We start from the raw sequence: 24720 nt of genomic DNA on the forward strand, positions 1-24720 counted from the left end.
CCATCACTTCGTGAAGGTGAAGTAGTAGTACGGGCTGTAGTTCGTGTAGTTGACCGAGTCACCCGAGGTGGTGGTCAGGTAGCCGGCGCGGGCCCGGTACTTGGCGCCGACCGGGTGGGTGCCGGTCAGCGTGAAGGCCGACTGGCCGGCCGTGTTGAGCGGCAGGTCGAGCACGCGCCACACCTTCCACGTGCCGCCCGAGACGACCTCGAGGGTCAACCGCTGCTTGCGCCCGGGGTACGGGTTGATGGTCGTCAGGAAGTACGGGTGCACGTTCGCGTGGTAGTACCGGTAGGGCACCGTGCCGATCTTGGCCGCCTTGTACTCCCGGGAGGGCTGCAAGGCGACGGAGGCCCGGGTGTTGAGCACCGACCGGGCCGAGGTCGCCTTGTTCCGCTTGTCGCCGGTGAACTTGACCTGCACCGCGGTGGTGCGGGTCAGCTTCAGTGAGGCGGTCAGGTTGCCCTTGGCGTCCACGTTGGTCCAGCGCAGCAGCCGCTCGGGCTCGGTGCCGTACGGGTCGGCCCAGATCTGCACGGCCCGGTTGGTGTAGGTGGCGCCGAGATGGGCCGTGACGGTGACCGTCGACCCGTACGCGCTGATGGTGTTGTTGTGGCTCAGCGTCAGGGACGGGGTGGGCAGGCCCACCGTGGTGATCCCCGAGGTGGTCACCGGCCCGATCGTGTCGGTGCCGACGTAGGAGACCGTGTAGGTGACCGGGCCGTCGGTCGGCGGGTGGTCGAACAGGTAGAACTTGCCGGGCGCCTTGACGGTGACCCGGTCCACCTGCTGCTTCTCGATCGGCGAGTTCGTGTAGTCGCGGGTGAGCGTGACGACGCCGGGCTTGTCGAGCGTGCCGTTGATCTGCACGAGGCCGCCGGGCAGGACCGTGGCCGGGATGCTCGCCGTCATGACCGCCGGCTGCGGGGTGGAACCGTGGATCGGCCAGAACCGCCAGTCCTTGCCCGAGTTGCCGAAGGCGAAGAGCCGGTTGCCGCCGGGCTCCCAGGCGACCCGCCAGACGTGGTCGGGCCGGTTGAGCGTGAATTGCTCGCCCGAGGAGGTCGTGATGTCGGCGGTGGTGCTCTGGTTGCCGTAACCGAACGCCACCCGCCCGTCGGTGTTGATGTCGACCGCCTGCGGCCGGCAGATGCCGTTGTCATTCGTGACGGTCTTGGCCGCCGGGTCGGTGACCGGCGCCTTCCAGATGGCGCAGCCGTCGCCGAAGCCGATCAGCGTGGAGCCGTCCGGGGTGAGCTCGAGGTCGCGCAGCGTGCCGTCGCCGAACCGGCTCTTGGTCTTCAGGACCGCCTCGCCGCTGGACACGTCGTAGACGGAGAGGTCGCCGTTGCCCACCGAGTAGCGCCACGCGTTGGCGACGACCAGCGTGCCCTGGGCGGTGGCCAGCTTGGTCTCGACCCACGCCTCGTTGTCGAGGTCGTAGAGCACCGACTTGCCGGTCACCGGGTCGAGGGAGCCCATGCCACCCTCGTACGAGAACCAGATCTTGCCACCGGCCACCGCGAGCGAGCGCGGCTGGATCCGCTCGTCCAGGTCGTAGAAGCGGTCGACGGCCAGGGTCACCGGGTCGATGGCGCCGATCCGGTGTGCGCCCATGAACGAGGCGTAGACGGTCGAATAGTCGGCCGAGAACGCCAGCCCGTAGTCGGCGCCGATCGCCGCCGACCGCTGTGCGCCGCCGAAGTACGACAGCGAGTGCAGCGTGCCGGTGCTGAAGTCGGTGACCAGCACCCGCTTGTGCACCGGGTCGACGGCGACGTCGGTCACCCCGGCGACCGGCAGGTCGACGCCGTTGGTGAGGGTGACCGGGCCGGCGGCCGCGGCCGGGCCGGCGACGGAGAGGGCGGCGGTGCAGGCGACCGCCGCCGCGGTCAGAGTGGCTCGGATCTTGAGCATGCGCGTCACTTCGTGAAGGTGAAGTAGTAGTACGGGCTGTAGTTGGTGTAGTTGACCGAGTCACCCGAGGTGGTGGTCAGGTAGCCGGCGCGGACCCGGTACTTGGCGCCCACGGGGTGGGTTCCGGTCAGCGTGAAGGCCGACTGGCCCTTGGCGTTGAGGGGCAGGTCGAGCACGCGCCAGACCTTCCACGTGCCGCCGGTGTAGGTCTCCAAGGTCAGACGCTGCTTGCGACCGGGGTACGGGGTGATGGTCGTGAGGAAGTACGGGTGCACGTTGGCGCGGTAGAAGCGGTAGGGCACCGTGCCGATCTTGGCCGCCTTGTACTGCCGGGAGGGCTGCAAGGCCACGGCGGCCCGCGTGTTGATGACCGAGCGGGCCGAGGCCGGGGCGTTCCGGCCGTCGCCGAGGAACTTGACCTGGATCGCCGTGGTGCGGGTCAGCTTGAGCGAGGCGGTGAGGTTGCCCTTGGCGTCCACGTTGGTCCAGCGCAGCAGCCGGGCCGGCTCGGTGCCGTACGGGTCGGCCCAGAACTGCACCGACCGGTTGGAGTAGGTGGAGCCGAGGTGGGCCAGCACGGTGACCGTCGTGCCGTACGCGTAAATGGTGTTGTTGTGGCTCAGCGCGAGTGACGTCGGGTTACGGGCGATCTCGACGGTGGCCGAGGCCGAGACCGGCGCGTAGGTGTCGTTGCCCGGGGAGAAGACCGTGTACGTGGTCGTGCCGCCGAGGTACGGCTTGCGGGTGAGGGTGAACCGGCCCTGGGCGTCGGCGGCAGCGCTGTCCACCGGGAACGGCTTGGGGGCGGCCGCGCTGGACTCGAAGAGCTCGACGTGCGCGCCGGGCACGCTGATCGTGCCGGTGATCTCCAGGTCGACGCCCAGAGCGCCCGTCGCCGGGGCGTCGAGCGTGATCGTCGGGTACACCGGCTTCGACCCGTTGATCGGCCAGAAGGTGAGGTCGGTGTATCCCGGCTTGGTGGTGCGGCTCAGGGCGAAGAGCCGGTCGCCGCCCGGCTCCCAGGCGACATGCGTGATCTCGTCGTTGTTCGGGGCGACGAACTGCTCGGCCGGGAGCTCGGAGCCGGCCGGGGAGATCGCGATGTCGGACGTGCCGTCGGCGTTGCGATATCCGAAGGCGACGCGGCCGTCGGTGTTGACCGACACCGCCGAGGGCCGGCAGATGCCGTTGTTGAAGGCGGGCGTGCGCTTGGCCGGGTTCGTGCTCGGGGCCTTCCAGATCGGGCAGCCGGTGCCGAAGCCGATCAGGGAGGAGCCGTCGGCGCTGGCCGCGACGCCGCGGAGCAGGCCGTCGCTGAAACGGCCCTTGCCCTTCACCACGCCGACGCCGCTGGACACGTCGTAGACGGCCACGTTGCCGCTGGTCTCGGCGACGTCGGACTCGTCGGCCACGACCAGGGTGTCCGGGTCGCCGGCGGGCGTGCTCAGCTCGGGGGCGCCGTGGAAGGAGATGCCGTCGACCGTCGCGTCGTGCAGCGTCACCTTTCCGGTCGCCGTGTCGAGGGTGCCGAACCCACCGGCCGACGTGCCGTCGCCGGTGGAGTAGCCGAACCACAGCTTGCCGCCGGCCACCGCGACGCTGAGGGGCCGCAGGCTGCCGCCCACGTACCACGAGCCCTTGCCGGCGCGGGTCGCCGCGTCGAAGGCCAGGATCTCGCCCCAGGCCGTCGCCACGTACAGGGTCGAGTAGTCGGGTGAGAAGGCCAGACCGGTGACGCCCGGCCGGAGCCAGGAGGTGGTGCTCTGCACCCCACCGAAGTAGCTCACCCAGTGCAGATCGCCGTTGGTCGTGCTGGTGAGCACGACCCGCTTGTGCACCGGGTCGACGGCCATGTCGGCCACATCGTCGATGGGAAGGACGACACCGCCTTGGAGCGCGGGCGGGCCGGCCACGGCGGGGTTCGCGCCGGCGGTGACGGCGAGGACGGTGCTGCAGGCGACCGCGACGGCGGTCAGGGCAGCTCGGATCTTCAGCATGGGCATCACTTCGTAAAGGTGAAGTAGTAGTACGGGCTGTAGTTCGTGTAGTTGACCGAGTCACCGGACGTGGTGGTGAGATAGCCGGCGCGGACCCGGTACTTGGCGCCCACGGGGTGGGTTCCGGTCAACGTGAAGGCCGACTGGCCCTTGGCGTTGAGGGGCAGGTCGAGCACGCGCCAGACCTTCCACGTGCCGCCGGTGTAGGTCTCCAAGGTCAACCGCTGCTTGCGACCGGGGTACGGGTTGATGGTCGTCAGGAAGTACGGGTGCACGTTCGCGTGGTAGTAGCGGTAGGGCACCGTGCCGATCTTGGCCGCCTTGTACTGCCGCGACGGCTGGAGGGCGACCGACGCCCGGGTGTTCAGCACCGTACGCACGGCGGCCGGGGCGTACTGGGCGTCGCCCAGGAACTTGACCAGGACCGCGGTGGTGCGGGTCAGCTTCAGCGAAGACGTCAGGTTGCCGTTGGCGTCCACGTTCGTCCAGCGCAGCAACCGCAGCGGCTCGGTGCCGTACGGGTCGGCCCAGATCTGCACCGCCCGGTTGGCGTAGGTCTTGCCGAGGCGGGCCGTCACGGTGACCGTCGACCCGTACGCGTTGATGGTGTTGCTCGGGCTCAGCGCCAGCGACGTGGCGTTGCGGGAGACCTCGACCGACGCCGTGGCCGACGCCGGGGCGTACGTGTCATCGCCCTGATAGGTGACCTTGTAGGTGACCGTGCCACCGGCCGGCGGGCTGTCGGTGAGGGTGAACCGGCCCTGGGCGTCGGCCACGGCCCCCCAGAGAGGGCCGGTGCCGTTCGGCGAGGACAGGTCGGTGCGGCTGAGCGAGACCAGGGCGCCGGGCACATTGATGGTGCCGGTGACGTTCAGGGCGGCGCCGCGATTGGCCACCACCGGGGCCTTGATCGTGAGGGCCGGGCGGACCGGCTCGGAGCCGTGGATCGGGTAGAACTTCACCTGCTGCCCGGTGCGGCTCAGGGCGAACAGCCGGTCGCCACCCGGCTCCCACGCGACGTGCGTGACCTCTTCGTTGCCGGGGGCGACGAACTGCTCGGCCGCGAGCTCGGAGCCGGCCGGGGAGATCGACACATCCGGCGTGCCGTCGGTGTTGCTGTAGCCGAAGGCGACCCGGCCGTCGACGTTGGCGTCGACCGACTGCGGCCGGCAGATGCCGTTGTTGTAGGCCGTCGCCCGCTCGGCCGGTTTGGTGAACGGCGCCTTCCAGATCGGGCAGCCGAAGCCGAAGCCGATCAGCGAGGAGCCGTACGCCTCGATGCCGTTGAGGAGGCCGGGGCTGAACCGGCCGGTGCTCCTCACGACCGGCTCGTCGCCGGAGACGTCGAAGACGGCGACGTTGCCGCCGGTCGTCGTGTTGCTGGAGACGTCCGCGACGACCAGCGTGTCCGGGTCGTCCGGAGGGGCGATCACCTGGGGCGTGCCGTGCATCGCGATCGGAAGACGGAAGAAGTCGGTGTCCTCGGTCTTCGGGTCGAGGACACCGAAGCCGCCGAGCACGTCACCTCCCCCGTACAGGTAGTTGCCGAGGCCGTACCACACCTTGCCGCCGGCTGCCGCGATCGAGCTCAGTTGGCTCGAGTAGCTGATCGGATAGATGCGCTTCTGAGTCGGGTTCGCCGTGTCGTAGGCGAGGATCTCGCCTTTGCCCTGGTGATCCCGAGTCAGCCACAGCGTCGAGCGGTCGGGCGAGAATGCCATCCCGCCGACGCCTTCCACCTGGCTGATCTGGGTCTGGACGCCGCCGAAGTAGGAAAGCCAGAGGACCTTCCCGGCCTCCTTGTCGGAGACCAGCACCCGCTTGTGGACCGGGTCGACGGCGATGGTGCTCGCCTGGGTGATCGGCAGGGTGACGCCGTCGCTCAGAGTGGGCGGACCGGCGGCGGCGGGACCGGCTCCCGCGGCCACGACGCTGACGGTGGCAGTGCAGGCGACCGCCGCGGCCGACAAAGCGGCTCGAAGTTTGTACATATTGAGGACCCCCGTGGTCTATGTAACGGGGACAGCGTAAGGCACTTGATCGTTATTCGTGGATCAACATTGGCCGAACCGGTCCGGCTCGTACCGGCACAGGTGGCCGGTGTGGACCGTTCGGTCGAGGTGGCGGCCGAAGGCGGGCAGAACCACTTCGATCCTCTTGATCGCGTCCCGTATACGGGCCGTCACCGCCTTACGCGCACGCTCGGCGTTGTCCGGCCCGAGCGGCCGCACTCCGCCGCCGGGCCGGGTCGCCCGGCGCAGCTCGGCGACCAATTGCCGCTTCTCTTGATCATCGACCGATTCACCCAATCTTTTCCGGTACGCCGTCACGGCCGCCCGGTCGAGCACGGGCTCCTCGGCGATCCGGTCGTGGACCACGGGCCGCCCGGCCGCGGCCAGCTCCACCGCGGGCACGCCGGCGCCCGGCCGGCCCAGCAACACGGCCAGATCGTGCAGTCCCTTGGCGTCGCGCAGCACGGCGTCGTGACCCTGGTAGTGCAGCTCCCACAGGTCACCCCGCCGGCGCAGCGCCGCGTCCGGCGGCAGCGCCCGGCTGCTCTCCCGGGCCCAGAGCCGGGCCCCGAGTCGCGTGTGGACGGCATACGCCGCCGACAGCGACCGCCGGGCGGCCGCGACGTCGCCGAGCGCGGCCTGGAGCAGCCCGATCCGGTGGTCGTGCGCGCCCATGAAACAGACCAGCGCCCCGTTCACCGCGCAGCAGCCGGCCAACGGCAGCAGATCGGCCAGGAGCAGCTCACAGAGCGGCCGGTCGTTCAGCGCGATCGCGGACACGGCCAGCTCACCCGCGAATACCGACCACAGGTAGGACCGGTCGGCCCGCCAGTCTGGCAGCGCGAGCACGATGTCGGCCTCCCGCCGCGCCCCCGCGAGATCGCCGGCCCGGGCCCGGAAACCGGCGGCCACCGCGTGGGCGTGCGCGGGCGCGCCGATCCACCACCGCACCGCCTCGTCGGCGGTGCGGCGCAGCTCATCCGGGTTGCCGCGGGCCCGTACGACCTCGAGCCGCTGCGACATCCGCACGTTGCCGGTGTCGCTGTCACCGACCGCCTCACCGAGCGCGGCCGCCTCCTCGACCAGCCGTTCGCCACCGTCCAGGTCGCCGTCGAGCAAGGCCAGCGCGGCCCGGCGGATGCGCAGGAAGTAGTCGTGCCGGGGCTGGCGCAGCCGCTCGGTCACATAGGCGTACTCGGCGAAGGCGGCCCGGAAGGCGGCCGAGCCGTTCTCCAGGTGGGCGTTGGCCGAGAGCAGCAGCGCCTGCGCATGCCGCTCCTCGTCACCGGCCTGCCGGGCCGCGTGCGCGATCTCGGCGGCGATCCCGGCCCGCTCGCCCCCGGTACCCGGCGTCCACAGCGTGTCGTGACGGGCCAGCAGACAACCGGCCAGCGTGGCCGGATCACCGAGGCGCCGGGCGATGAGCACGGCCCGCTCCGCGTACGGTCCGGCCCGCGGCCGATCCCCCGGCACCGAATGCTGAAGCTGCCGGGCCAGGGCCGCGGTGACCTGGGCCTCCGCCGGTGTCCCGCGCCCGTCGAGCGCCGCCCGGGCGGTCTCCAGGGCGGCGATGAGCTCGGTGCGGGGCATGGCGAACCGGGCCCCGATGGCGTCCAGTCCCAACGCCACCCGCCCGAGCAGATCACCGTCGCCGCCGGCCCGCGTCCAGGCCTCGGCCAGCAGCTCCCGGGCCGCGTCCGTCTCACCGGCCCGCAGCCGCATCTCGGCCTCGCCGGTGAGCAGCCCCACCCGCTCGCCGACGGACAGCCGGCACCCGGCCCCGTCGACCGCCGTCCGAGCCCGGCGCAGATGCCCGGCCGCCTCGGCAAAGGCATAACGGCTGCCGTCCTCCGCCGCGGCGGCGATCGCCCAGGTCACCGCCGGCCCGGCCTCGCACCGCCCGACCGCCACCGCGAAGTGCCGAGCCAACTCGGCCGCGAAGACCGGCCCACCCCGCTCCTTCCGCCGCAGCAGGGCCCACCCTGCCCGCTCGTGCAGCTCGGCCCGTCGCCCCACCTCGATCCGCGCGTAGACCGTCTCCCGATAGAGATCGTGCGCGAATTTCGCCGGCGACCCGGTCAGCACGCCGGCCGCGGCGGCGTGGGCGGTTGCCGCGCCGATTGCGGCCGGCGGCTCGTCGAGCATGTCGGCCAGGACGTCGGGGCGCAGCTCCGGGCCCGCCACCGCGGCGGCGTCCAGCAGGCGGGCACAGTCCGCGGTGAGGCGGGCCAGGCGGCGGCCGATGGCCTCGCGGACCGCGGCCGGTACGTCGTCGGGCGCGCCGCCGGACTCCAGCAGGCGGCACAGCTCGCGGGCGAAGAACGGGTGGCCGGCGCTGCGTTCGTGGACCACCGGCGCCCAGCGCGCGGCCGCGGCGGGGCCGGAGACGGCACGGACGAGATCGGCCACGTCGGACGGTGACAGCCCGGTCAGAGCGATCGGCTCGGCCGCGGTGGCCAGGTCGGCCAGCTCGGTGGCGGCGGCCGGGGGCAGCTCGTCCGGGCGGTAGGCGCCGATCAGCAACAGCGGACCGCCGCGCGCCTGCCGGGCCAGGAACCGCAGCAGGCTTATCGACGACGGGTCGGCCCACTGGAGGTCGTCCAGGACGACCACTGGCGGGCCGGACCGGGCCTCGGCGTCGAGCAGAGCGCTGACCGCGGCGAAGACGGCCGCCGGGGAGTCGGACGCCGGTGGGGCCGGACCGCCCCGGACGGCCGCGAGCCGGGGATCGTCGCTGGTGGGCAGGGAGCTCAGGGCCTGCGTCCACGGCCACCAGGCCGGGGCCCGTTCGTCGTCCCAGCAGGTGCCCCACAGCACCTGGCCCACCTCGGCCGTGAAACGGCTCAGCAGCGCGGTCTTGCCGATCCCGGCCTCGCCGGTGACCAGCGCCAACTCCGCGCGGCGAGGGTGGGTACCGCGGCGGCAGGCCCGGTGGGCGGCCAGCAGCCGGGCCAGCGGCTCGCCGCGGCCGATGAACGGCGTCACCAGCGCATTCTGGCTGTTGTGGAAGGTGCCAGACCGGTTCTGGCGGACATCCGACCGGATCTGGCGCATAGAGGGTGAGGAGACCTGGGAGGTCAGACATGTTCGATCCGGATCGTTACAAGAGCACCACCCGGCAGCAGTGGGAGGAGGCCGCCGAGGCCTGGCACCGGTGGGGGCCGGTCATCGACGACTGGCTCGGCGCCGCCACCGACCGGATGCTCGACGCCGCCGCCATCGGCACCGGTGACCGCGTGCTTGATGTCGCGGCCGGCGCCGGCGGGCAGACCGCGGCCGCCGCGCGCCGGGCCGGGCCCACCGGTCACGTGCTCGCCACCGACATCTCGCCGTCGCTGCTGCAATACGTCGCCAAGCTGGGACTGGCCACTGTCGAGACCCGCGAGATGGACGGTGAGCATCTCGACGTGGAGCCCGGCACGTACGACGCCGTGATCTCGCGCGTCGGTCTCATCTACTTCCCGGACCAGCGGGCCGCGCTGGCCGGCATGCACGCCGCGCTGCGCCCGGGCGGGCGGCTCGCGGCGGTCGTCTACTCGACCGCCGAGCGCAACGGGTTCTTCGCCGTCCCGGTCGGGATCATCCGGCGCCGCGCTCAGCTGCCGCCGCCGCAGCCCGGCCAGCCGGGGCCGTTCAGCCTCGGCGGACCGGGCGTGGCCGAGCGGCTGTTCACCGACGCCGGCTTCCACGATGTGCGGGTCGAGGCGGTGCCGTCGCCGCTGCGCCTGGCGAGCGCGGCCGAGTGTGTCCGCTTCGAGCGCGAGTCGTTCGGCGCGCTGCATCAGATGCTCGGCTCCCTGTCGGCGGCCGAACGGGACGCGGCCTGGGCCGAGATCGAGCAAGAGCTGCGCGGCTTCGAAGGACCGGACGGCTTCACCGGCCCGTGCGAAATGGTGGTGGTGAGCGGCGTGAGGCAATCGTAATGATCTAGGCATCGGGGCTTAACCGGTTCAGAGTGGACTGTCGGCCACATCAACACCCTTCGCTCCTTGAGGAAGGAGACTCGTGGCCACGAGCCTTCGAGCGCTGTCGGCGCTCACTCTCTCGCTCACCCTGACCGTGACCGGTCTCGGTGGGCCCGCGCGGGCGGCCGGGTCGGGCGCATCCCTGCCTGACCTGGGCCTGCTGCGCGACGGACGGACACCGGCGGCGCTCACCGGCGGCACCGCGTTCCGTCCGGGCACGGCGAAAACCGCTCTCACCGACGGCCAATATGTCGTACGCCTTCGGGAGGCGCCCGTCACCTCGTACGCCGGAGGGGTCGATGGTCTGGCCCCGACCAAGCCGGCGGCCGGGCAGGACCTCGAGCCGCACTCGGCCGCGGCCGAGAAGTACCGCAAGCACCTCGGTGCGGCCCAGCGCGACGTGCTCGGCGACCTCGGGGTGACCGCGCGGCAGACCTACACGACCGCCTTCAACGGTTTCACGGCGAAGCTGACCGGGGCGCAGGCGACCGAGCTGGCCAAGGACCCGCGGGTGGCCGCCGTCAGCAAGGCGCAGGTCGTCAAGGCCGACGCCGCGTCCTTCGAAAAGACCGGCAAATCGGTCGCGGGAGCGGCGAGTGCGAAGCCGGCGCCCGCGCCGGCCAAAGGCTCCGGCGTCGTCGTCGGAGTGATCGACACCGGCATCTGGCCGGAGAGCGCGTCCTTCGCGGCGACCATGAAGGCGCCCCGGGGCTGGCACGGCACCTGCCAGGTGGGCGAGGGCTTCCCGGCGTCCGCGTGCAACGGCAAGATCGTCGGGGCCCGGTACTTCGCCGACGGCTGGCTCGCCATGGCCGGCGCCCTGCCCGACGGTGAGGTGCTCTCGGCCCGCGACATGCAGGGCCACGGCACGCACACCGCCTCGACCGCCGCCGGCCTGCCCGTCCCGCACGCGATGGTGCTCGGGCGTGACCTCGGAAAGATCTCCGGGGTGGCGCCGGACGCGCAGATCGCCGTCTACAAGGCACTGTGGGGCGGATCGGGCACCGACGCCGACATCATCGCCGCGATCGACGCCGCGGTGGCCGACGGCGTCGACGTCATCAACTACTCCATCGGCAACGCGATGGGCGACTACCAGGCGAACAGCCCGATCGGGAACGCCTTCCTCAACGCCTATCTGGCCGGCGTCTTCGTGGCCGCCTCGGCCGGCAACGACGGCATGTCCGGCATGATCAGCAACGCCGAGCCGTGGGTGACCACCGTCGGCGCCGCGGTCGAGCGGGCCAACGAGGCGACCGTACGCCTCGGCGACGGCACGAAGATCGTCGGCGCGTCGATGGACGTGCTGCCGTCCCGGGCCCGGACCCCGATCGTCTTCGCCGACCGGGCCGGATCGGTCGAGGACGGCGCGCAGTTCTGCCTCGGCGGCAGCCTCGACGCGGCCAAGGTCACCGGCAAGATCGTGGCCTGCGACTTCGACAGCGCGGCCGGGGCCGTGCAGGAGGTCAAGGCCAAGGGCGGCGTCGGCGTCGTGCTCTTCCAGACCAACGGCAACGCGCGGCTCAACGTCATCTACGACTTCCCCACTGTCTACCTGTGGAGCACCGAGCAGGCCGGGCAGATCTTCAACTACCTGTGGGCGCACCGCGACGACGGCACGGCGTCCCTGGTGACCGGCGGCGACGGGTCGAGCGTGGCCGGTCTTCCGAGCGTGGCCGGGCTCTCCTCGTACGGCCCGGACCAGGTGCACACCGGCCTGCAGAAGCCGGATCTGGTGGCCGACGGCGTCGACGTCGTCGCGGCGGTCTCGCCGATGGCCGGCGGGCGGCTGTTCGACGCGTACTCCGGCACCTCGATGGCCTCGCCGCACGTGGCCGGCATGGCCGCGATCCTGCGCGCTCAGCACCCGGGATGGTCGCCGGGGGCGGTGGCCTCCGCGCTGCGCACCACCGCGGCCGATACGAAGGCGACCAGCAGCCCGCTCCAGCAGGGCTCGGGCCTGCCCACCCCGGCGCGGGCCACCGACCCCGGCCTCGTGGTCGAGCCGTCGGCCGAGTCTCTGACGGCCTTCGCCTCGGCCGCCGCGCCCGACGGCAAGGAGCTCAACCTGCCGTCGATCGCCTTGCGCGAGTACGACGGCCTGCACCCGGTGCGGATCATCCGGAAATTTACGAATGTCAGCGGTCGCACGGAGACATATCGGGCAAGGGTCGAGGGTCTGTCCGGTATGGACGTTTCCGTCAACCCCAAGACCTTCACGGTACGGCCTGGAGTGACCGCGACCGTGACGATCACGCTCGCGCGGGGCAGCGCTACGTGGGACCGCTACACCACGGGATCGCTGGTTCTGAGCGGGAACGGCCACCGGGTGCGGGTCACCGTCGCGGCCCGGCCCTGGGGCTTCACCCCGCGGCCGTACGACGACACCGGCATCGAGTTCGGGCGGGTCTCAGGTCTGGGCTCGGGCTACCTCGAGCCGGGCTTCACCGGGCCGCTCACCGGCCGCACCACCGGATATACCCCGGTGAAATGGTCGAAGAAGCAGCTCAGCACGACCGTCAGCGGTGGCGCCTTCGCGCCCGGCGGTGTCGGAACGCAGGGCACGAAGATCGTCGTGCCGAGCGGGACGGCCGGCCTGATCGTGCAGACCGCGTCGGACGACCCGAACCTCAACCTCGACCTGTACCTCTACAAGGACGGCAAGCTGGTCGAGCGGAGCTGGGCCTTCTGGCACAGCAACGAGCGGGTCGCGCGGTTCTTCCCGCCGCCCGGGGTCTACACCGCCTATGTGCACGCTCAATCGACGTACACCCCGGATGTGCCTTATGAGATCGGCGTGACCGTGGTCCCGCAGCGCGCCGAGGAGCACAACGCCACGATCAGCGTGCCGGCGCAGGTCGAGCGCGGCGGCAACGGCCAGGTCACCCTGACCCCGGTCGGCCCGCAGCCGGACGTGCAGCGGTGGGCCTACACGGAGTTCCGCACCGGCCGGACCGTCGTGCCCGGCCTGCTGATCAGCGACCGCTAGAGGTTGGTCTTGCGTTCCGCGCTCTCGGTGTAGCGGTCGCCCACGACCGCCACCTTCGCCAGGGCGGCCTCGATCTCCGCGAGGTCGCCCTGGGTGAGCTCGACGTCGGCGCCGCCCAGGTTCTCCTCGAGACGTTCCAGCCGCCGGGTGCCGGGAATCGGGACGATCCACGGCTTCTGAGCGAGCAGCCAGGCCAGGGCGATCTGGGCGGGCGTCGCGCCCTTGCCGGCGGCGATCGCGCCGACCTGGTCGACCAGCGCCTGGTTGGCGTCGCGGGCCTCGGCCGAGAAACGCGGCAGCGACTGCCGCATGTCCGAGGCGTCGAAGCTGGTGGAAGCGTCGATCTTGCCGGTCAGGAAGCCGCGGCCGAGCGGGCTGAACGGGACGAAGCCGATGCCCAGCTCCTCCAGCGTGTCGAAGACCTCGACCTCCGGCCGCCGCCACCACAGCGAATATTCACTCTGGAGCGCGGTCACGGGCTGCACCGCGTGCGCCCGCCGGATCGTCGCGGCCGAGGCCTCGGACATGCCGAAATGCCGGACCTTGCCCTCCGCGATGAGCTCTCCCACCGCGCCCGCCACGTCCTCGATCGGCACCGACGGGTCGACCCGGTGCTGGTAGAACAGGTCGATCGTGTCGGTCCGCAGCCGCCGCAGCGACGCCTCGGCCACCTCCCGGATGTGTGACGGGCGGCTGTCCACGCCGTCGGAGCCGATCGCGAAGCCGAACTTGGTGGCGATCACGACCTGGTCGCGCACCGGTTCGAGGGCCTCGCCGACCAGCTCCTCGTTGACGTACGGCCCGTAGACCTCGGCGGTGTCGAAGAGGGTGACACCACGCTCCACCGCCTGCCGGAGCAGGGCGATCATCTCCGGCCGGTCCGGGGACGAGCCGTAGCCCTGGCTCATCCCCATCGCGCCGAATCCGATCGCCGAGACCTCGAGGCCGTTGCCGAGAATTCGCTTCTGCATGCCCTCAGTTCAGCGCAGGCCGTTGCGGATCGCCACCTTGATCAGAAGATCGGGGTCGTCGCTGATGATGCCGTCCACCCCGAGGTCGATCACCCGCTGCATGACGACAGGGTCATTGACGGTGTACGGGACGACCTTCAGGCCGAAGCGCTTCTGGAGAACCGAGACCACGGGCCCGTGGAAGCACGCCGGGTTCGTCCGCAGGTACCAGTCTTCGCCGGGGTTGGCGAGCTGGTTCGGATCGTGCACCTGCCAGTTCGCCGAGACGGTGCTCGCGCCGGCCGCCCGGGTCAGCGCGCCCAGATCGCGGTAACGCCACCAGTCCAGGCCGCCGGTCCACGGGCTCTTGACCCGCGGGTCGTCGTAGACCGCGCGCAGCGAGCACTCGTCGGCGAGAGAAGCACACTCGGCCGGTCCGTACTGCCAGACCAGCGCGACCGTCTCGATCCGCCGGTCGAGCGCGCGGGCCAGCCGGAGGGTGCGCCAATCGAACGACTGGACGGTCACGCGCTGGACGAAACCGGCGTCCTGGATCGCCCGGACCAGCTTGCGGGTGAAGACCGGGTAGGCCTCGGTGTCGTTCACCAGCGGGCTGATCTTCGTCTCGATGTTCATTCGGACGTCGCCGCGGCCACTTGCCTTGACCAGCGCGAACAGCTCGTCGAGGGTGGGGATGGGCGCACCGCAGTCGATCGTCTTGATCTGCTTGAGGCTCAAATCATGGACGAGCTTTCCGACGTACGGGAATTCCGGGTCGTTCGCGGAAGCAGGCGCGGTGTCCCGGCAGTGCGAGCCGTTGATCGCGCGGTCGTGCAGGACCACCAGCGTGCCGTCCTGCGTGACGCCGGTGTCGAGCTCCAGCGTCGAGATCGCCGGGTTGGCCAGCGAATGCGCGAAGGCCGGCAGCGTGTTCTCCGGGTGGGTCGCCCGGCCACCACGATGCGCCTGGACGTCGAACGGTGACGCGTACGGCCGAGGCAGTTTGAAGCCCTTCCGGGCGAGCAGCGTCCGCAAGCGGTCGGGATAGTCGGTGATCAGGCCGTCGACGCCGTCGTCGATGAGCTTGGTCATCGTGGGGACATCGTCGACGGTCCAGGGCACGACCTTGATGCCGTACGCGTGCGCGTGCCGCACCATCTCGCGGGTCACATACGGCTTGTACGCGGGATCGGTGACCGTGCCGTTCTGCGGGAAGCCGTGCACCGGCGAGAAGGCGCTCGCGCCGAAGCTCTTGATCGCCCGGATCGGGTCGCCGCCGAAGTCGTCGATGTCGATGCCGCCCAGCCACGGCGACGCGCCCGGCTGCCCGGTCTGCAGGAAGTCGTAGTTGGTCAGCGCGACCAGCGGCAGCCGGGGCTCGATCTGGCGCATCCGTTTCAGCGCGCCCCAGTCGAAGCTCTGGATGGTGACCTGGCGCAGCAGACCGGCCCGGCGGATCTCGGCCGCGGTGACCCGCACGAACTGCTCGCGCGGGGCGGTCTCGGCGGGCGCGCCGGCCTCGACCTTGGTCTCCACGTTGAGCGTGACGCCGTCCGCGCGGTAGCGCTTGACCAGCGCGAACACCTCGCTCAGGAGCGGCATCCGGGCGCCCGGCACGGCGAGCTGGCCGGGTTTGTCGGTGAGCGTCTTCGAGCCGCAGTCCAGGGTGCGGACCTGGGCCAGGGTGAGTGTGTTGACGTATTTGCCGACATACGGGAATTCGGGATCGTTCTTGTAGGCCGGCGCGGTGTCGGTGCATTTGGTGCCGGTGACCCGCCGGTCGTGGGTGACGACGGCCCGGCCGTCCTCGGTGATCTGCACGTCCAGCTCGAGCGTGCTGACGCCGAGCTGCAGCGCGTGGCCGAACGAGGCCAGGGTGTTCTCCACGCGCAGCCCGAGGCCGCCGCGGTGGGCCTGGAGGTCGAAGCTCCGGTTGTGGGCCGCCGCCGGTGTCACGCCGATGAAGGTGCCGCCGACCAGGACGCCGGCCGCCAGAAGCGCTGTCGCTTTTCGGTGATGAGGCCACATGGGGCCAGCCTTCGCCCCGCGGGAAAGCGCAACGAGACATTTAAGTGAAGCGATGGCTACGGCCGGCCGCCAGGACGGCGAGGGCCGTGGTCAGGGGCACCGAGGCGACCAGGCCGATCGTGCCGACCGCGCTGCGCAGGATCTCCTGGGCCAGGAGCTCGCCGGTCAGCAGGTCGCCGGCCGGCTGGGTACCGGTGGAGAACAGCAGCAACAGCGGGAGCGAGGCGCCGGCGTACGCGAGAACGATGGTGTTGACCGCCGATCCGACATGCGCCCGGCCGACCCTGATCGCCGCCCGGTAGAGCGCCCACCCCGACGCGCCGGCGGACATCTCGGCGACCGTCACGGCCTGGGTGACCGTCACGTCGTCGAGCACGCCGAGCGCGCCGATGACGATCCCGGCCAGCAGCAGGCCGCGCATGTCGATGCCGCCCAGGGTGGCCGACAGGAACGCGTCGTCGTCGGTGGCGACGCCGGTCAGATGCAGGGCGGCGGTGAAGCCGGCGCCGAGCAGGCCGGTCAGGACCAGGCTGGCCAGCGTGCCGGCGACCGCGACCGACGTGTGGGTGCTGATGCCGTGTGTCAGATAGAGCGCGGCGAACATGATGGCCGAGGCGCCGACGACCGCGACCAGCAGCGGCGGTGAGCCGTCGAGGATCGCCGGGATGATGAAGAGCAGCAGCACCGCGAAACTGACGGCCAGGCCGGCGAGTGAGGTGAGCCCGCGCCATCGCCCGAAGGCCAGGATCACCGCGACCGTCAGCGCGAGCATCCCGATCATCGGGGTGCTCCGCTGGTGGTCGACGATCGCGTAGTCGGGGCCGGTGTGCAGCAGGACCACTTGGTCGCCGACGCGGACTTTCTTGCCGATTTCCGCGCTGGTCTCGGTGCCGTCGTCGAGGCGTACGGTCGCCCGGCCGTCGATCGCCGTAACGGTGCCCTCGACGCGGTTGTTCTCGCTGGTGGGCGGCGTCGTGCGGGCCGGCCAGAGCACGATCATCGCGATCAGAGTGGCGATCGCGGCCGGTATGAGGATGGCCGCGATGGCCCGCCGGGACATCTCGGGAAGCTGATCGTGTGAATGCGCGTGTCGGCCGGCCACGGCGCAAGATTAGCGGCCGGGATACATGCGCAATTGCTTATATCAGTGCTCAATCAACGACAGAGGGATTGACAAATCTGTTTTATTCATGCGCAAACGAGAATGAGTGATTGACTCATCACTGCGGGTATAGAAACCGTTCCGATCATCGGTTAGGTTGGGAAAACCGCCAAGCGGGAGGTCGCCATTGTGCCCGATCTGAATCCGCTCTATCTGACCCCCAGAATCGAACCGGTCGCCCGATCCGTTCTCGACGATTCGGAGCTGCTGAGGCAGTTGGTGGACGGCCTCGGATCACCACTCAACATCGTCCTTCCCGACCTGCTCGAAGCAAATGTCGAGGCCTTTCGGGAGTCCTATCGTCATCACCGGTTGCGTGGCCGCGTCTACTTCGCACACAAGGCGAACCGGTCGGCCGCCCTGCTGAGGCGGCTCGCCGCCATCGGGGACGCCGGCGCCGACGTGGCCTCCCTGGCCGAATTGCAGCACGCGCTCGGCGCCGGATTCGGCCCCGAGCGCATCATGGCCACCGGCCCGAAGAGCCGCGAGTTCCTCTGGCTGGCCGCCCGCACCGGCGTCATCGTGAACGCCGACTCCCTCGGCGAGCTCACCGACCTGGCCGCGCTCGTCGCCGAGCACCGCCTTCCCCGGGTGCGGGTGATGGTGCGCCTGTCCGAGTTCGCGTCGCAGGGGGTCCAGGTGATCAGCCGGCGCAGCCGCTTCGGCGTGCCCGCCGGCGGTCTCGGCGAGGTGCTCGACCTGCTGGAGAAACACCGCGAGGAGCTGGAGCCAGTCGGCGTCGCCTATCACCTCGACACCATCGGCTGGCCCGAGAAGGCGATCGCCCTGGAGGGCTGCCTGGCCGCCCTCGAGGAGTGCCGGTCGCGCGGGCTGGAGGTGCGCTCGGTCGACATCGGCGGCGGGTTCGGCGTCAACTATCTGGCCGACGGCGCGCAGTGGGAGCGGTACACGTCCGAGCTGGCCCAGGCCGTGCTCGGCCGGCGCGAGCCGATGACCTGGAACGGGCACGGATACGGGCTGCGCAACGAGGCCGGGACCCTGCGCGGGGTGCTGGGGCTCTACCCCTCGTACCGGCCGGTCTCCGGTCCCGGATATCTCGACCAGCTGCTCGAGGCGCACGCGCCGGGGCTGCGGCGGCCGCTCGGGTCGCTGTTGCTCGACACCATGTACGACCTGGACATCGAGCCCGGGCGGGCGCTGCTCGACCAGTGCGGCATCGTCCTGGCCCGGGTGCTCGAGGTGCGCGATTCGGTGATCCGGCTCGATTGCAACGCCCGCGATGTGAGCCTGGAGGAACACGGCGTCCTGATGGATCCGCTGGTCATCACTGCCGACAAATCGGATACGGCCAAAGCCTTCTATCTTTTCGGCAACCTGTGCCTCGAGGCCGACCTGATCACCCGCCGCCAGGTGTTCCTCCCGACGACGCCACGGGCGGGCGACCTGCTCGCCTTCGTGAACACCGCCGGCTACTTCATGGACTTCAGCGCCACGCAGGCCCTGCACCAGCCGATCGGCCGCAAGGTGGCGGTCTACCGCGACGGCGGCGCCTGGCGCTGGTGCCTCGACGAGCAGTACTGGCCCGTCCACCCGCGCGCGGAGGAATCATGAGATACGACGACATGACCGAGGCCATCGGCAACACCCCGCTGGTGCGCATCGATCCGGCCGTCCACGGCCTTCGCAACATCGACCTGTACGCCAAGATGGAGCTGCTCAACCCGTTCGGCTCGCTCAAGGACCGGGCCGCCCTGGCGATGCTGCGCCCGCTGCTGGACGGCGCCGTCCGGCGCGGGGACACGGTGGTCGAGCTCTCCAGCGGCAACACGGCCAAGGCGCTCGCGATGCTGGCCGGCATGCACGGCCTGCCGTTCAAGAGCGTCACCAACCGGATGAAGGTGCCCGAGGTCAAAGACCTCCTGCTGCTGCTCGGGGCCGAGATCGAGGAGCTGCCGGGCCAGGCCGAGTGCCTCGACCCGACCGACACCGAGGACCCGCTGACCCGCATGCACCAGGCGCTCGCGGCCGACGGCAGCGGCTATGTGCACACCGACCAGTACTTCAACGACGACAACGTCGAGGCCCACTTCGGCGGCACCGGGCCCGAGATCGTCAAGGACCTGGACGGCCGCGCCCCCGACTACTTCATCGCCTGCGTGGGCACGGCCGGGTCGTCGACCGGGGTGGCCCGGGCGCTGCGGCAGCACGACCCGGACGTACGGGTGATCGGTCTCGTCGCTCAGAAGAGCGACTTCATTCCCGGCATCCGCACGATCGACGAGGTGCACGAGGTGGGCCTGTTCGACCCGGGCGTCTACGACGACCTCGAGACGATCAGCGCCGACGAGGCCATCGACGGCATGCTCACGCTGATCCGGCGCTGCGGCACGCCGGCCGGCCCGACGGGCGGAGGGGCCTATCAGGGTGCCATACGCCATCTGCGCGAGCTGGACGCGACGCTCGGCGAGCGCCGCACCGCGGTCTTCATCGTCTGCGACCGGATGGAGAGCTACCTCAGCTACCTGCGGGAGCGGCGGCCCACGTTGTTCGGCCGGCCGGCCCGCCGCCACGACCACCGCACCCTGACCGCCGCCGAGGTGGCGGCGGCGCCGGCCATCGACGTGCCGGAGGCGCAGCGCTGGCCCGGTCTCGTCGTCGACCTGCGCAGCCCGTACGCGTTCCAGGCCCAGCACATCGCCGGCTCGATCAACATCGTCGACGAGGTCTTCGACGAGTTGCTCCACGGTGGACTGCCGTTCAGCCGGCGGCAGCCGGTGCTGCTGGTCTGCCCGGTCGGCGAGAAATCGGCCCGGTATGCGGCCCTGCTGAGCCGGATGGGACATCCGTACGTGCGATCGCTGGCCGGCGGCGTCATCGCCTGGCGCGACGCCGGGGCGCCTTTGGTGCGTGACTGATGATCAGCGTAGGGGAATATACGGACACCATTCGTGAGCTGCTGCCGTGGCAGGCCGGGGTGCGGGCCCAGTTCCCGCAGCTCATGGCCCATCCGGGTATGGCCTATCTGGACAGTGCGGCCACCTCGCAGAAGCCGCAGGCGGTCCTCGACGCCGTGCTGGACTATCTGACCACCGGCAACGCGAACGCGGCCCGCGGCACCTATCCCTGGGCCAACCGCACCACCGACCGGATCGTCCGGGCCTCCGATCAGGTGCGGTCTTTTCTGGGCGACCGATCGGGCCATTCGGGCGTTCACTTCGTCAGCGGGACGACCGAGGGGCTGCGCGCGGTCGCCCGCGACTGGCTGGCCCCCCGGCTGCGCGACGGCGACGAGATCATCGTGCCGTTCGCCGACCACAGCGCCAACATCGTGCCCTGGCTCGAGGCCGCGAGCGGCGCCCGGGTCGAGGTACGGGCCATGCCGTACGACGAGGCGCACGACTACGACACCGACCGGCTGCGCCGCATGGTCGGGCCGCGGACCCGGCTGATCGCCGCGACCCACGTGCACCACGTCTACGGCAACGACATGAACATCCACCGGCTGCGCCCGGCGGTGGGGCCGTCCGTGGCGATCTGCCTCGACGCGGCACAGGGCTTCGGTCACGTGCCGCTGTCGGTGGCCCCGCTCGACGTCGACTTCGTCGTCTTCTCCGGGCACAAGGCCATGGCCCTGCCGGGCATCGGCGCGATCTGGGCGGCCAACGAGCGCGGCCCCGCCTTCCAGCCCGCCGGGTGGCGGGGCTCGCCCAACACGAGCGGCATCGTGAGCCTGGCCGCCGCGATGGACTGGCTCGACCGGACCGGGCTCGATCGCATCGCGCGGTGGAGCCGGGCGCTCGGCGCGCGGCTCACCGACGGCCTCGACCGCCTCGACAGCTACGAGGTGCTGGGCTGCCAGAGCAGCCTTTCGGCGGCGTCGGCGGTGCAGCGCCGGCAGGGGATCGTGACGTTCCGGCACCGCGAGATCTCCTCCAACGATCTCGGTTTCATCCTCGAGAGCGACGGGCTCCTGGTCCGTGCGGACGGTCACTGTCAGGGAGATCAGGGAGAGAAAACCTCGTCCGTACGGGTGAGCCTGCACGCCTACACCGCGGTCGAGGAGGTGGACCGCCTCCTGGACGCGCTGGCGGCGCTCGACCACTGACTGGCGGTTCTTTGGTAGAAATGGGTGTCATTTCCGTTAGCTGGCGAGGATGGGCCCATGCCGTCGACCGCGCTCGACTCCGACCGCTGGCGCAGCACCTGGGACGAGGTGATGGCCGGCTTCGTGCCCGGCATGGCCGGCCTCGAGTCGGCCATCGCCGCCACGGTCGAGGCGGTCCGCGGCGGCTCTCCGCGGCGCTGCCTCGACCTCGGCGGCGGCCCCGGTGTGCTGGCGTCGCGGATGTCGGCCCGCTGGCCCGCGGGCCGGGTCACCATGGTCGACCTGGACCCGGTCCTGCTCTCGCTGGCCCGCGCGGCCGGCGTCTCGGTGATCGACGCCGACCTGGACTCGGCGGCGTGGACCGGCCTCGCCGGCGGTGGCTACGACCTCGTCACTTCGGTGATGACCGTGCACTATCTGCCGCCCCCCGCCATCCGCGACCTGTACCGCCGGTGCCGCCGCGTGCTGGCCCCCGGCGGCCTGCTCATCGTGGCCGACCTCATGCCCGACGACGGGCTGCCGTCGGTGATGCGCGCGATGGACCCGTCCCCCGGCGACGCCGCCGCCGAGATGGCCTGGGTGCAGTGGTGGAGCGACCTGTCCCAGGCGCAGGAGTTCCGTCACCTGATGGCCGCCCGCGCCGACGTCTTCCGGGACCGTGTCCCCGCCAACTTCGCCGGCACCCTGTCCTGGCATCAGGCCGCCGCCCGGGCCGCCGGCTTCACCGAAACGGGCCTCATCTGGCGTGACGGTCGCCACGCCGCGCTGGCGTGCGCCGCCCCGCTCGCGAAGTAGCTGATCGGACGACATTCGACCTTGATCATTTAACGTAGGTTGCTCCCCTATGCGCAAACTTCGTGCCGCCCTCACGGCGGCCACCGTCCTGGGTACCGCCGCGGTCGCGGTCGCCGTGGGCACCCTGGACGCCTCGGCCTCGACCGAGCTGGGCGGCGGCGCGCTGTTGCCGATCTCCACCGCGAGCGACGTCGCCGTCGACACCGCGCGCCAGCGGCTGCTGATCAGCGACGAGAACACCGGGCAGCTCCTGCGGACGACGTACGCCGGCAAGGTCGAGACGACGAAGACCGCGCTGCCGGGCATCAGAGGGCTCGCGCTCTCGGCCGACGGTCAGACGCTCTACGCGGCGGTGGCCGAGGCGCACGCGATCGTCGCCCTCAACCCCGCGACGCTGGCCGAGACCGGCCGTTACCCGCTGGGCGCGACGGTCTATCCGCGCACGCTGGCACTGGTCGCGGGCCGGGTGTGGTTCGGCTACGACGGTTCGGCCGACAACGACTACACCGGCAACTTCGGCTCCCTCGACGTCGCCGGCGGGTCGCCCGCCCTCCATGACGCCACGGCCGACCGCACCTCGTTCCACGACGCGCCCCAGCTGCTGACCGCTCCGGGCACCCCGGGCACGCTGGTCGTGGCCGACGTCTCCAACAACGCCATGACCAGCGGCGCGGTCGCCGTCTACGACGTGTCGGGGGCGAAGGAGACGCTGAAGGTCAAGAGCAGCTCGAGCGACACGTTCGTCCGCGACACCGCCGTCACCGCGGACGGCGCCTCGCTGATCGGCTTCGGTGTCGGCTGCCCGATCTGGAAGGCGCCGATCGCCAGCCCGTACGCACGCATCACCGCGTACGACAACAAGATCTGCACCCCGTCGTCGATCGACGTCAACACCGACGGCCGAGTCGCCATCGGCTACAACAACAGCGACGGCTCCACCGACGTGGCCCTCTACCCGGCCGGCACGGAGACCGCCGAGCAGGAGTTCCAGCTGCCGAACACGGCGCCGGAGAACAAGCCGATCCCTGACCAGACCGGCAAGGTCGCCTGGGAGCCGGGCGGCAAGCGGGTCTTCGCCCTCGGTTACAACTACAAGGCCGAGTGGCGCCTCTGGGTGCTCGACGGCCCCGAGCAGACGGTGCCGACGACGGCTCCGCCGGTCACCCGGGTCAGCCCCTCGCTCACCATCGGCCCCACCGGTACCGTCAGCGCGTACGGAACGACGGCGACGGTCACCGCCCGCCTCGGCGCCGCCACGACCAACCGGGTCGTCGAGATCTGGGCCGACCCGTACGGCACCGAGCCGGCCCGCCTGCTCCGCAAGACCACGGTCGACGCCAAGGGCGTCCTCACGGCCACGCTGAAGCTGACCCGGACGACCGCCGTGCAGGTCAAGTTCGCCGGTGACGCCAAGTACCTGCCGGCCACAGCCTCGGCGGTGCTCAACACCCGGGTGGCCATCGCCCTCCAGCCGTCCCGGCAGTACAAGGCGGCCAAGATCGGCACGGTCCCCTACCGCTATTACCGCAAGACGGTCCACCCGTACTTCGTCACGACCATGACCCCGTACCCGAACCGCAAGCAGCGTTTGATCTTCGAAGTGGTGTCGGGCGGCGCCTGGAAGACCTGGCGGGTGCTCGACCTCCCGCTGACCTCGGCCGGCACGTCGACCTTCACGCTGACCGGCACCCACCCGGTCGGCGCCCGCTACCGGGTCCGCGCGGTCTACCTCACCGGCACCTCCGGTGACAGCGTCAACTACACGACGTACGGGGCGTACCAGTACTTCACCTTCACCGCCTGATCGACATGTGGCGACATCCGCATCTTGCCATTAGACGATAATTATTGAAAACGATTACCGTTTCGCAGCGTGAAAGCACTGGGAATTCTCGCTGTCTCGGCGGTACTGATCTCGCTGGCCGGCTGCGGCTCCGACGACGGAGCCGCGGCCGCCCCGGACAGCGCCGCCCTCTCGGTGGTCGCGACGACCCCCGAGGTGGCCGATTTCGTCCGCAACATCGGCGGCGACGACGTCACCGTCACTCAGATCATCAAGCCCAATGTGGACCCCCACGAGTACGAGCCCACGCCGGCCGACATCAAGGCGATCGGCGAGGCCAAGGTCGTCGTCAAGAACGGCGTCGGCCTGGAGTCGTGGCTCGACCAGACCATCGCCTCGGCCGGCTTCAAGGGCACCGTCGTCGACTCCAGCCAGGGCGTCACCCTGCGCGAGGGTGGCCACGAGGAGGAGGGCGAGGAGCACGCCGAGGGCGAGGAGCACGCCGAGGGTGAGGAGCACGATCCGCACATCTGGCACGACCCGCGCAACGCCAAGATCATGGTCACCAACATCGAGAAGGCGCTGGCCGCGGCCGATCCGGAGGACGCGGACGCGTACGCCACGAACCTGACCTCGTACTCCGCCAAGCTCGACAAACTGGACGCCGACAACGAGGCCGCGTTCGCCAAGCTGCCCGCGGCCGACCGCAAGCTCGTCACCAACCACGACGCCTTCGGCTACTACGTCGCCCGCTACAAGCTGGAGTTCGTCGGCTCGGTCATCCCGAGCCTGGACACGTCGGCCGAGCTCTCCGCGCAGCAGCTCACCGACCTGGTCGCCAAGATCAAGGCGACCGGCACCAAGGCCATCTTCACCGAGAGCTCGCTGCCGCCGAAGAGCGCAGAGGCCATCGCCAAGCAGGCCGGCGTCCAGGTGATCGGCGGCGAGGACGCCCTCTACGGCGACAGCCTCGGCGAGCAGGGCACGCCCACGGGCACCTACCTCGGCGCCGAGGAGCACAACACCAAGGTCATCGTGGACGCGCTGGCCGGCTGA

Annotated in this window: 15 protein-coding genes; 8 read left to right on the forward strand and 7 right to left on the reverse strand. The window is 70.8% G+C overall.

Going from position 1 to position 24720, the window contains the following annotated elements:
- Positions 1 to 3: 3 nt before the first annotated feature.
- From CRP55_RS00200 to CRP55_RS00215, 4 genes are all read right to left on the reverse strand, one after another.
- Entirely contained in the window at positions 4 to 1917 is a 1914-nt protein-coding gene (locus tag CRP55_RS00200) for an NHL repeat-containing protein (RefSeq protein ID WP_097317414.1), read from the reverse strand.
- 5 nt (positions 1918 to 1922) lie between these two features.
- Positions 1923 to 3914, reverse strand: coding sequence for a WD40 repeat domain-containing protein (locus tag CRP55_RS00205; protein WP_143234344.1), 1992 nt, complete (start codon positions 3912 to 3914; stop codon positions 1923 to 1925).
- A gap of 5 nt (positions 3915 to 3919) precedes the next feature.
- On the reverse strand, positions 3920 to 5905 hold the full coding sequence (locus tag CRP55_RS00210; RefSeq protein ID WP_143234346.1) for a carboxypeptidase-like regulatory domain-containing protein: 1986 nt from the start codon (positions 5903 to 5905) through the stop codon (positions 3920 to 3922).
- Positions 5906 to 5968: 63 nt separating this feature from the next.
- Positions 5969 to 8911, reverse strand: coding sequence for an ATP-binding protein (locus CRP55_RS00215; protein ID WP_179854955.1), 2943 nt, complete (start codon positions 8909 to 8911; stop codon positions 5969 to 5971).
- 98 nt (positions 8912 to 9009) lie between these two features.
- Between CRP55_RS00215 and CRP55_RS00220 the strand changes: the two genes are divergently transcribed.
- Together CRP55_RS00220 and CRP55_RS00225 are read left to right on the forward strand one after the other, a co-directional pair.
- Complete coding sequence (locus CRP55_RS00220; protein ID WP_097317418.1) at positions 9010 to 9849, forward strand: class I SAM-dependent methyltransferase; 840 nt, start codon at positions 9010 to 9012, stop codon at positions 9847 to 9849.
- A gap of 82 nt (positions 9850 to 9931) precedes the next feature.
- Positions 9932 to 12880, forward strand: coding sequence for a S8 family serine peptidase (locus tag CRP55_RS00225; RefSeq protein WP_097317419.1), 2949 nt, complete (start codon positions 9932 to 9934; stop codon positions 12878 to 12880).
- On the opposite strand, the gene CRP55_RS00230 is transcribed toward CRP55_RS00225, so the two are convergent.
- From CRP55_RS00230 to CRP55_RS00240, 3 genes are read right to left on the reverse strand one after another with little or no spacing between them, the layout of a single operon-like run.
- Positions 12877 to 13851, reverse strand: a complete 975-nt coding sequence (locus tag CRP55_RS00230; RefSeq protein WP_097317420.1) for an aldo/keto reductase — start codon at positions 13849 to 13851, stop codon at positions 12877 to 12879. The two genes, CRP55_RS00225 and CRP55_RS00230, sit on opposite strands and share 4 nt — an antisense overlap.
- A 9-nt stretch (positions 13852 to 13860) precedes the next feature.
- Positions 13861 to 15858, reverse strand: a complete 1998-nt coding sequence (locus tag CRP55_RS54270; protein ID WP_097317421.1) for a glycerophosphodiester phosphodiesterase family protein — start codon at positions 15856 to 15858, stop codon at positions 13861 to 13863.
- A 40-nt stretch (positions 15859 to 15898) separates the two neighbouring features.
- The gene (locus tag CRP55_RS00240; RefSeq protein WP_245922705.1) at positions 15899 to 16960 is read right to left on the reverse strand and encodes a YibE/F family protein; all 1062 of its coding nucleotides are present in this window, start codon (positions 16958 to 16960) and stop codon (positions 15899 to 15901) included.
- A gap of 189 nt (positions 16961 to 17149) precedes the next feature.
- Here CRP55_RS00240 and CRP55_RS00245 point away from each other — a divergent pair, with 189 nt between their 5' ends.
- The 6 genes from CRP55_RS00245 to CRP55_RS00270 all read left to right on the forward strand — a co-directional run bounded on the left by CRP55_RS00245 (position 17150) and on the right by CRP55_RS00270 (position 24720).
- On the forward strand, positions 17150 to 18592 hold the full coding sequence (locus CRP55_RS00245) for a type III PLP-dependent enzyme domain-containing protein (RefSeq protein WP_218853975.1): 1443 nt from the start codon (positions 17150 to 17152) through the stop codon (positions 18590 to 18592).
- Entirely contained in the window at positions 18589 to 19896 is a 1308-nt protein-coding gene (locus tag CRP55_RS00250; protein ID WP_097317424.1) for a pyridoxal-phosphate dependent enzyme, read from the forward strand. The genes CRP55_RS00245 and CRP55_RS00250 overlap by 4 nt, the downstream gene beginning before the upstream one ends.
- Positions 19896 to 21086: an aminotransferase class V-fold PLP-dependent enzyme gene (locus CRP55_RS00255; protein WP_097317425.1), complete on the forward strand. Its 1191-nt coding sequence runs from the start codon at positions 19896 to 19898 to the stop codon at positions 21084 to 21086. Before CRP55_RS00250 ends, CRP55_RS00255 begins: the two co-directional genes overlap by 1 nt.
- A 57-nt stretch (positions 21087 to 21143) precedes the next feature.
- Positions 21144 to 21881 (forward strand): class I SAM-dependent methyltransferase, encoded by a 738-nt coding sequence (locus CRP55_RS00260; RefSeq protein WP_097317426.1) that lies wholly within the window; start codon positions 21144 to 21146, stop codon positions 21879 to 21881.
- 49 nt (positions 21882 to 21930) lie between these two features.
- Complete coding sequence (locus CRP55_RS00265; protein ID WP_097317427.1) at positions 21931 to 23685, forward strand: YncE family protein; 1755 nt, start codon at positions 21931 to 21933, stop codon at positions 23683 to 23685.
- Between the two features lie 69 nt (positions 23686 to 23754).
- A complete protein-coding gene (locus tag CRP55_RS00270; protein ID WP_097317428.1) occupies positions 23755 to 24720 on the forward strand; it encodes a metal ABC transporter substrate-binding protein in 966 nt (321 codons plus the stop codon).

It is taken from the genome of Paractinoplanes atraurantiacus (assembly GCF_900215205.1).
GTDB classification, from domain to species: Bacteria; Actinomycetota; Actinomycetes; order Mycobacteriales; family Micromonosporaceae; genus Actinoplanes; species Actinoplanes atraurantiacus.